Here is a 1023-nt window from a genome sequence, read left to right as displayed (position 1 = left end):
TTTACCTTTGCTATTCTAGCATTGTTTTCCATAAGTTGGTTATTATCTAAGAATTTGGTTAGCAATATACCCGTCATGCATGCGGTTGAACTTAGGTTGTTTGCCACCGCTGCCGCCTTATGGTTAATTGCACTATTTCGTGAGAAAGCCGTTTTCAGATCCCTACCATTGCTTTCCATGATACCTGCTTTTTTTATTCTCTCAGTGTTAGGATTCTCGCTGTATTTTGTATGCAGTTTTGGTGCATTAAAATCACTCAAAGCTAGTGATTTAACCATGGTGCTTGCTACTATTCCAGGGATTACTTATATATTAGGTGCATTGACAAATGTCCTTAAATTCTCATGGCTGAAGCTTAGTGGAGTGATAATTGTCAGTGTAGCAGCTGTAGCATTCAATATAAACAGTGGAGAAGGTGGATATTATAACCTGATAGGAGTAGGTCTTGCCTTAACAGCAGCACTTTCTTACTCTGCTTATGGCTTATTGTCTAAACGTTATCTTAAACATTTACCTTTGCTCACCTCACTGGCTTGGATTACAACAATTTCTGCCGCATCATTTATGCCATTATTCATTTTTGATCCTGCCCCACTCTTATATCTTAAGTTAGAAGATGTATTTAAGATATTGATTTTAGGAACTATTTGCTCGGCACCAGTTTACGTTTTGTACCAAAAAGTTTTAGCTGAGGGAGGTGTATTATACGCCAACACTATTGGCGTATTATCCCCTTTTACAGTGGTTACATGTGAATGGATAATCGGCTCGAGCCCTTCTCTCAACATTATCAAAATAATTGCTATGATGATGGCTGTTATAGGAATGACATTCTTATTTATAGATGCATCAAAGGTATCTGGATGGCAACAAAAACGTCGTGCCACAAATTCCAAATTTAATAAGGAAACAAAATGAAAAAACTCGCGTTAGTTTGCCAGCGCAATACAAAGCTCCCGTTTATATTTGAAGCAGCACAAGCAGCTAATATCGAATTAGTAATGATCTATGATACCGCTGAAA

Annotated in this window: 1 protein-coding gene; it reads left to right on the top strand. The window is 37.5% G+C overall.

The features are described 5' to 3' along the window. Nucleotides 1-918 (top strand): DMT family transporter (locus tag ACFIO3_RS13850; RefSeq protein WP_375704664.1); only part of this gene is annotated, 918 nt, incomplete at its 5' end. Nucleotides 919-1023: the final 105 nt, after the last annotated feature.

It is taken from the genome of Bartonella sp. AD328YNZD (assembly GCF_042196425.1).
This window is presented reverse-complemented; position numbering and strand designations above follow the sequence as displayed.